A 6877-nucleotide genomic window follows, 5' to 3' on the forward strand; every position below is an offset into this window, starting at 1 on the left:
TGACAAGCGTGCAGAACAACAGCAGTATGGAAAAGATACGGTACATGATTTATCCTCAGAGTGACAGAGATTTTATGGAATAATCATTTTCTTCCGTATTCCTCTCTCATCATTATTCCAATCAATCCGATCTTGGAAGCAACTTTCAAGAGCAATCCTAAAGCAGCTAGGAATAAGCTGAGCAACCAGTATTGAGGCAATATGAAGAAGAATAGGAATCCAATAATCCATAAGCACCAAGAGATACCAGATATTGCTCCAACTCCATCAAGAACAACTATTGGTAATCCTCTTACCTTTCTACTTAAAACATAAATTACAATACCTCCACCAGCTACTGCACCACCAGTAAAACCAGATAGGAAAACACCATAACCTATTAACAATAATGCAATGAAATTAGGAGCAGTTGTCATAATCTCCATATCTATATTTAATGGCATTGGTGCAAATGAGGTATCTACATCTTTCTTTCTCATTTCACGAGATATTAGAATCTCGGATATAGCCATAATCTCTGCCAATTCAACTACTAGACCAGGAAGAATCAATGCTTCAGACAAATCAGTCCCTACAGCAGCTACAACAATAAGCATAGCCAAACCGACAATGTCAGTCAATATAAGAACTTGGATGTCTCTTTTCTCCATTGCAATTCCCATCAAGCCAATGAAAGCTACAATCAAACCGCCATATAAAGCTGTGGAATACATTGAGCTATAGAATGCAGGAACAAATTGTGGAATTATACTTGCAACCATCTAATCACCTGAACTCCTTTTTAGCTTGCTTTTTACGAGCTTTGCGATTGCTCATTTCAACTTCACTAGCTATCTTGTCAGAACTTGCAATAGCTCTTTTTACATCTTCCTTAATGTCTCCTTTACCTTTTTTCTCCTTTCTATCCATGGTAAAGTTAATTGCAAGCCATGATGCGATAATGAATGCCATCATAAGAATGGAAGATTCCAAGATAGTGTCAAAACCTCTTGTATAGTAAAGGATTTCATCAATCACTCCACCTGGAGATGCACAGATACTTGTTCCAAAGTATGGGGAAATTCCCTTTAGCATTTCAGCGATTGGAGTCATATATGAATTGATCCAACCCAGATTTTGTGAATTTTCAGGATATTGGGCTTCAGTAACACCAGGACTTTCCAAAATCTCTCCACCCCTATCATATGGAGCAATAGCCAAACCTGCATCCATTTGACTTTGAGGAGCTGGACGAGTGTAGATTTGGTCTGTATCCAATCCAATTGGGATTAAGAATCCAGCAATCAAGAGTAAACCTAAAATTAGAGCGAATAATCTAGGAATATTCTTCGGATTTGCCAATTTATTCCATAATTTAGCTATTCTAGGCATTTTGGTCTCCTCCCAGCATTAATTGAAACTGATTTTTAAATAAATTGATAAGCATTATACATCAGCTCCTATCTCTTCTAAACGAGAAATAGCTCTAAACAAGATCAATGTTACGATAATTGTTGTTGCAATTAAAGTCAAAAGAGCTAATGTAGAATTGTAAGTAAGCAAAATCAATGAAACTCCTACAGATGCCACTTCAGTATTGATTGTTCTTATGATTGGGTCTTTCACTCCAGGACCCCAAACTGTAGCTAGGCTTCCAAAAATGGCAAGTGCCAAACCTACGTAAACCCAAAGAGCAAGATTGAACATTATTTACCACCTTCAGAGTTTCTTGTCTCATTTTCATTGCTTTGAATCATTTTAGGAAGTGTGGAATAATCCTTCAATTTTGATTTACGCACTTCATTAATCTTAATCAAAGCAAGCAAGAATACAATAATAGACAATGGATCAAGGACTGCAGTTAAAAAAGCAACATCCAAATATTTAAAGCTGACAATAGCTAAAAACAAGCCTGCTTCCAAGATTGAAACCATAATTACCTTATCCAATGGTTTCTTTAAAAGGACAACTCCAATAGCACCTATTATCATCAAAGCAATTGATATTGTTGTCAAGTCAATAAATTCCAACATTTAAATCCCATTTCTATTATCTATAAAAATAATAATCATTAGTTTTCCTTATGCTCTTCCATATTCTTATCATAGGTAATTTCATCTTCCAAATCATTTAAGCTATATGCAATTGCATTTGCACCAATTGTAGAAGAGACAAAGAAAGTTGCAGCTAATACAAGACCAAATGGAGTTTGAATATACAATGCGATGAGTGCAGAAACACAGAATCCTATTACATTTATATAAAGTAATTTTTCTGCTCTATCTTTGGTTATTACTGCTCTTAAAGCCATTAAAATTGTAATAACTCCAATAATTTCAATAAACATAATTTAACCTTGTATTTTTTAATTTATTTAATCCAATCGACTTTACTAATCGATTTTATAAATTATTTTATAATTATTTAATATATTATTTTATTAATTTCATATTAATTATTCATATTTAGTATATCTGCCAAAGGATTTTGCTATTTTTCCAATTAATCTTGAACTTGTAGGATGGTGAATTCCTTGAATAGTGAATATTGCAATTACCATTCCACAAATGAACATCTCTGGGGTGATTCCAATGAATGAGAAGATGAATATGAGTAGTGTCATGGTCAAAGCGCCGGTTGTTCCTGCATAACCTGGATCTGCACATAATCTGTTTCCAATGTAAACAAGCAATGCAGCTATTAAACCTCCTTGAATTCCAAGAATGTAAACTCCAATTGAAGCCATCAATGTTCCTGCGGATGCATCTGGAGAACATAGGATGTTTCCTTGGAAGAATCCTCCTGCCAAATCCCCTTTCCTATTTTTGATTGAATATCCTACAGTCTCCGCCCCTTTAACACCTGGAGCTTCAGGAAGACCAAGGAATGTATCCACTATAACAAAATTAAGCCAAGAGATAACGGTTGCTAAAATCAAGCCAATTATTAGATCCATTATTCGCTACCTCCTTGAGGGTTTGGGAAAACATAATCGAATAGATACTTGACAAAAATAGCTGAAAATAATCCCACTATAATTGCAATTAACAATCCCTTATAAATCCAAAACACATTTAATGAATAAAAAATAGCTAGAATTCCTATAGCGAACACAGGAGTTGGAAATAGTGCACTTTTAGTCCAGGAAAACCTGATTGGCTTTTCTGGAAGAAGCGGCAATTTCAAAGCTAACGCTAAGACTATTGCAACTATGATAGCCACTATATAATTCATGAATAATTGAAATCCATTAGCAATTATACTAATCATAGTTAATATTATGTTATAATATAATATATATCTTTTATTACTTATTGCCAAGCCGAAAAAATAGGACAAATTTTTGATTATTTTTAAAATCGAAAAAAATTAAATCAATCGATAGGAAATAAAGATAAATTATGAACAATCTTTGAAAAAGAAGCGCTTTAAAAGGATAAAAATTTAGGCATTCCTAAAAATTATAATTATTTATGATTACACCACAAATATGAATTTGATTTATATATAAAATTTGATTTATATACAAAATTACAAAATATAAATAGTATTAAAATTATAAATCTATACTAATATAGAAAATATAATTATATCAATGATAAAATGATAGCATTGAATCATTGAAAAAATCATTTTACATTATAAATTAAAGGACCAGATATAATGGAAAATAAGGAAATTGTAGTTACTGGAGGATGCGGATTTATAGGTTCACACATTGTTGAACAGCTATTGGAAAACAACAAAGTGACCGTAATAGACAACTTGTCCTCTGGAAAAATGGAAAACCTTGAAAATCCAAATCATGAAAACTTGACTTTGATTGAAGAAGACCTTTTAGACTGTGATTTGGATAAGATTTTAAAAGGAAAGGATTACGTATTTCACCTTGCAGCAAAGGTAAGCGTGCCAGGAAGTGTTGCAGAACCTTTAGATTACAATGAGACAAACATTGACGCTACCTTGAAATTGCTTATGGCATGTAAAAACAACAATATCAAAAAGATCGTTTTCTCATCATCTTCTGCAGTTTATGGAGAAAATCCAAACATGCCTTTGAAAGAGAGTGAACTTCCTATGCCTTCATCCCCTTATGCTGCTCAGAAGGCAAGTGGGGAATTATACTTAAAATCATTTTATGAAAGCTATGGATTGAATTATGTGGCTTTAAGGTATTTCAATGTCTTTGGTCCTAGACAAGATGAAAACTCACCTTATGCTGCAGTAATCCCTAAATTCATCTCTGCAATCCTAAAAGGTGAAAGCCCTGTCATTTATGGTGATGGAGAGCAAAGCAGAGACTTTATTTTTGTAAAGGAAATAGCTAAAGCAAACATTGCAGCTTGTGAATCTGAATACAATGGAATAGTAAATGTTGCATTAGGTAAATCAATGACCATAAACCAGTTATTTGATATTGTTAGTGATGTTTTGGAATCCGACTTAAAAGTTAATTATCTAGATGAACGTCCAGGAGACATAAAACATTCATTAGCAGATATAAGCAATCTTAAAAATATAGGATTCAAGCCAGAAGAAGATAAGTTTGAAGAGCAGTTAAGAGAAACTGTAGAATGGTTTAAAGAAGAAATGGAAAAAAGAAAATTATAAAAAACGGCTATACGTTTTTTAAAACTTATTAAAATTATAAATATTATCAAGAAGTGGAAAAATGAAAATAGAAGTGTTAGACACCACATTAAGGGATGGAGAACAGACCCCCGGAATCTCCTTAAATGCAATTAAAAAATTAAGGATAGCTACCAAATTAGACGAAATAGGAGTCAATTCCATTGAGGCAGGATCTGCAATTACATCTGAAGGTGAAAGGGAAGCTATTAAATTGATTACCTCACAAGGATTGAATGCTGAGATTGTAAGCTTTTCAAGAACCTTGTTTAAGGATGTGGATTACTGCTTGGAATGTGATGTCGATGCTGTGAATGTTGTAGTTCCAACTTCTGATTTGCATTTGAAATACAAGCTTAAGAAATCACAAGATGAAATGCTTGAAGATGCTGTAAAAGTTGTCGAATACGCTAAGGACCATGGCCTTGCTGTAGAGCTTGCAGCTGAAGACTCAACAAGAACCGATGTTGAATACTTAAGGAAAATATTCAAGGCAACAATCGATGCAGGAGCAGACAGAATCTGCCCATGCGACACTTTAGGAATGCTTACACCGCTCAAATCATTCAATTTCTATAGGAAATTCACTGATTTAGGAGTTCCTGTTAGCGCTCATTGCCATAACGACTTCGGCCTTGCAGTAGCTAACACATTATCCGCTATTGATGGGGGAGCTACCAGATTCCATGGTACCATCAATGGACTTGGTGAAAGAGCTGGAAATGCAGCTATTGAAGAGGTTGTAGTCTCATTGAACACATTGTACAAATATAGTGACGATGACGATGAAAGCAAGTACACCACTGACATTAAGATAAATCAGCTTTATAGCACATCCAAATTGGTTTCAAGATTAAGCAATGCGTATCTTGCTCCAAACAAGCCAATTGTAGGTGAAAATGCATTTGCACATGAATCTGGAATTCATGCAGATGGAGTTATAAAAAACAGTGCAACCTACGAACCTATCATGCCAGAGCTTGTAGGTCACAGACGTAAGTTTATCGTTGGAAAGCATGTTGGAACCAAAGGATTGAACAATAGATTGCAAGAATTAGGCATTGAAGTAAATGATGAGCAATTGAATGAAATCTTCCTTAAGGTAAAGGACCTTGGAGACAAGGGAAAAACCGTTACAGACACTGATTTGGAAGCTATTGCAGAGCATGTCCTAAACATTGAGCAGGAAAAGAAAATCAATCTTGATGAACTTACAATCGTTTCAGGAAATAAGATCAGACCAACCGCTTCAATCAAGATGAACATTGAGGATAAGGAAGTCATTGAGGCAGATGTTGGTATCGGTCCTGTTGATGCAGCAATCAATGCAGTTAATAAGGGAATCAAGAACTTTGCAGACATCAAGCTTGAGGAATACCACGTAGATGCAGTTACAGGTGGTACAGACGCATTGATTGAAGTAATCGTAAAGCTCAGTTCTGGAGATAAGATCATATCTGCAAGAGCAACTGAACCTGATATTATCAATGCAAGTGTAGAGGCATATATTGACGGTGTAAACAGATTGCTTGAAAACAAACATTTTTCCTTGGATAAAAAGCAAGGAAAGAAGAATAAAAAATAAACTAATTTTTAAATTATTTTTTTAATTTTAATCATCTAATTATTTTAATTTTTATAATATAACATTATAGAGCGATAAAATGAATGAATATGATAAGGAATTGGCTAATTTGGATAATGTTGAAATATTAGGATTCACTGGAGAAATAGAAAGCATTCCTAAAACATTGGACCAAGTGGAAAACATTAGAAACAGCTGTTGTGATGTTGGTATTATTCAACTTATGAATGCAGATGCAATAGCTGGAAAGGAGCATCTCAAGCAAGGTGTCATTCATGCAATCAATGCATTCAAAAGAAGGGAAAATTTAGCTAAGGATTTAGGTATTGAAATTCTAATCAGAACTTCTGCTCAAAGGCAAATTTCCAAGGCATTTGACATACTTGGTCTTAGAGAAGGGAAGATGAATATAGCGGTTGTTCTAATCGATTGTCCAGATTACTTTATCGATGAATTATCTGATATGTTTGTAAGAAATGATGCTGTTTTAGAAGCGGACGAATCAATATTATTGAACTTATATGATATTCCTGAAAAAGAGTTAAAGAATATGCATATAACCGACATATTAATTGATAAAACTACTAGATTAATAGTAGATCAGTAAAAAAAAAAAAGTTATTAAAAAAATTATAAAAAATTATAAAAAAGTATTAAAAAGTATTAAAAAGTATTAAAAAGTAT

Annotated in this window: 10 protein-coding genes; 3 read left to right on the plus strand and 7 right to left on the minus strand. The window is 33.7% G+C overall.

Going from position 1 to position 6877, the window contains the following annotated elements; translation table 11 throughout:
* Window positions 1-83: 83 nt before the first annotated feature.
* The 7 genes from Q0409_RS04025 to Q0409_RS04055 form a co-directional block, all read right to left on the minus strand.
* Window positions 84-761: an EhaG family protein gene (locus tag Q0409_RS04025; RefSeq protein ID WP_298535343.1), complete on the minus strand. Its 678-nt coding sequence runs from the start codon at window positions 759-761 to the stop codon at window positions 84-86.
* Window positions 762-765: 4 nt separating this feature from the next.
* Entirely contained in the window at window positions 766-1371 is a 606-nt protein-coding gene (locus tag Q0409_RS04030) for an EhaF family protein (RefSeq protein WP_298535345.1), read from the minus strand.
* A 54-nt stretch (window positions 1372-1425) separates the two neighbouring features.
* A complete protein-coding gene (locus tag Q0409_RS04035; protein WP_298535348.1) occupies window positions 1426-1686 on the minus strand; it encodes an EhaE family protein in 261 nt (86 codons plus the stop codon).
* Window positions 1686-2012: a DUF2108 domain-containing protein gene (locus tag Q0409_RS04040; protein ID WP_296856830.1), complete on the minus strand. Its 327-nt coding sequence runs from the start codon at window positions 2010-2012 to the stop codon at window positions 1686-1688. Before Q0409_RS04040 ends, Q0409_RS04035 begins: the two co-directional genes overlap by 1 nt.
* Before the next feature lie 38 nt (window positions 2013-2050).
* Window positions 2051-2326 (minus strand): DUF2109 domain-containing protein, encoded by a 276-nt coding sequence (locus Q0409_RS04045; RefSeq protein ID WP_298535351.1) that lies wholly within the window; start codon window positions 2324-2326, stop codon window positions 2051-2053.
* 108 nt (window positions 2327-2434) lie between these two features.
* Window positions 2435-2935, minus strand: coding sequence for a hypothetical protein (locus Q0409_RS04050; protein WP_298535354.1), 501 nt, complete (start codon window positions 2933-2935; stop codon window positions 2435-2437).
* Window positions 2935-3249, minus strand: a complete 315-nt coding sequence (locus Q0409_RS04055) for an energy-converting hydrogenase A subunit A EhaA (protein WP_298535357.1) — start codon at window positions 3247-3249, stop codon at window positions 2935-2937. Before Q0409_RS04055 ends, Q0409_RS04050 begins: the two co-directional genes overlap by 1 nt.
* 393 nt (window positions 3250-3642) lie before the next feature.
* On the opposite strand from Q0409_RS04055, the gene Q0409_RS04060 reads away from it, so the two are divergent.
* The 3 genes from Q0409_RS04060 to cgi121 all read left to right on the plus strand — a co-directional run bounded on the left by Q0409_RS04060 (window position 3643) and on the right by cgi121 (window position 6800).
* On the plus strand, window positions 3643-4590 hold the full coding sequence (locus Q0409_RS04060) for an SDR family oxidoreductase (RefSeq protein ID WP_298535359.1): 948 nt from the start codon (window positions 3643-3645) through the stop codon (window positions 4588-4590).
* A gap of 61 nt (window positions 4591-4651) precedes the next feature.
* The gene (locus Q0409_RS04065) at window positions 4652-6193 is read left to right on the plus strand and encodes a (R)-citramalate synthase (RefSeq protein WP_298535362.1); all 1542 of its coding nucleotides are present in this window, start codon (window positions 4652-4654) and stop codon (window positions 6191-6193) included.
* Between the two features lie 79 nt (window positions 6194-6272).
* Window positions 6273-6800 carry a KEOPS complex subunit Cgi121 gene (cgi121, locus tag Q0409_RS04070; RefSeq protein WP_298535364.1) on the plus strand — a complete coding sequence of 176 codons (528 nt, stop codon included), beginning with the start codon at window positions 6273-6275 and terminating at the stop codon, window positions 6798-6800.
* Window positions 6801-6877: the final 77 nt, after the last annotated feature.

Origin of the sequence: uncultured Methanobrevibacter sp., from assembly GCF_937898925.1 — an archaeon.
Lineage (GTDB): Archaea > Methanobacteriota > Methanobacteria > Methanobacteriales > Methanobacteriaceae > Methanobrevibacter.

Excerpts from the sequence above, each read along its gene's own strand:
- Q0409_RS04025 (WP_298535343.1), bottom strand. The coding sequence starts at position 761 with ATGGTTGCAAGTATAATTCCACAATTTGTTCCTGCATTCTATAGCTCA.
- Q0409_RS04030 (WP_298535345.1), bottom strand. The coding sequence starts at position 1,371 with ATGCCTAGAATAGCTAAATTATGGAATAAATTGGCAAATCCGAAGAAT.
- Q0409_RS04035 (WP_298535348.1), bottom strand. The coding sequence starts at position 1,686 with ATGTTCAATCTTGCTCTTTGGGTTTACGTAGGTTTGGCACTTGCCATT.
- Q0409_RS04040 (WP_296856830.1), bottom strand. The coding sequence starts at position 2,012 with ATGTTGGAATTTATTGACTTGACAACAATATCAATTGCTTTGATGATA.
- Q0409_RS04045 (WP_298535351.1), bottom strand. The coding sequence starts at position 2,326 with ATGTTTATTGAAATTATTGGAGTTATTACAATTTTAATGGCTTTAAGA.
- Q0409_RS04050 (WP_298535354.1), bottom strand. The coding sequence starts at position 2,935 with ATGGATCTAATAATTGGCTTGATTTTAGCAACCGTTATCTCTTGGCTT.
- Q0409_RS04055 (WP_298535357.1), bottom strand. The coding sequence starts at position 3,249 with ATGATTAGTATAATTGCTAATGGATTTCAATTATTCATGAATTATATA.
- Q0409_RS04060 (WP_298535359.1), top strand. The coding sequence starts at position 3,643 with ATGGAAAATAAGGAAATTGTAGTTACTGGAGGATGCGGATTTATAGGT.
- Q0409_RS04065 (WP_298535362.1), top strand. The coding sequence starts at position 4,652 with ATGAAAATAGAAGTGTTAGACACCACATTAAGGGATGGAGAACAGACC.
- cgi121 (WP_298535364.1), top strand. The coding sequence starts at position 6,273 with ATGAATGAATATGATAAGGAATTGGCTAATTTGGATAATGTTGAAATA.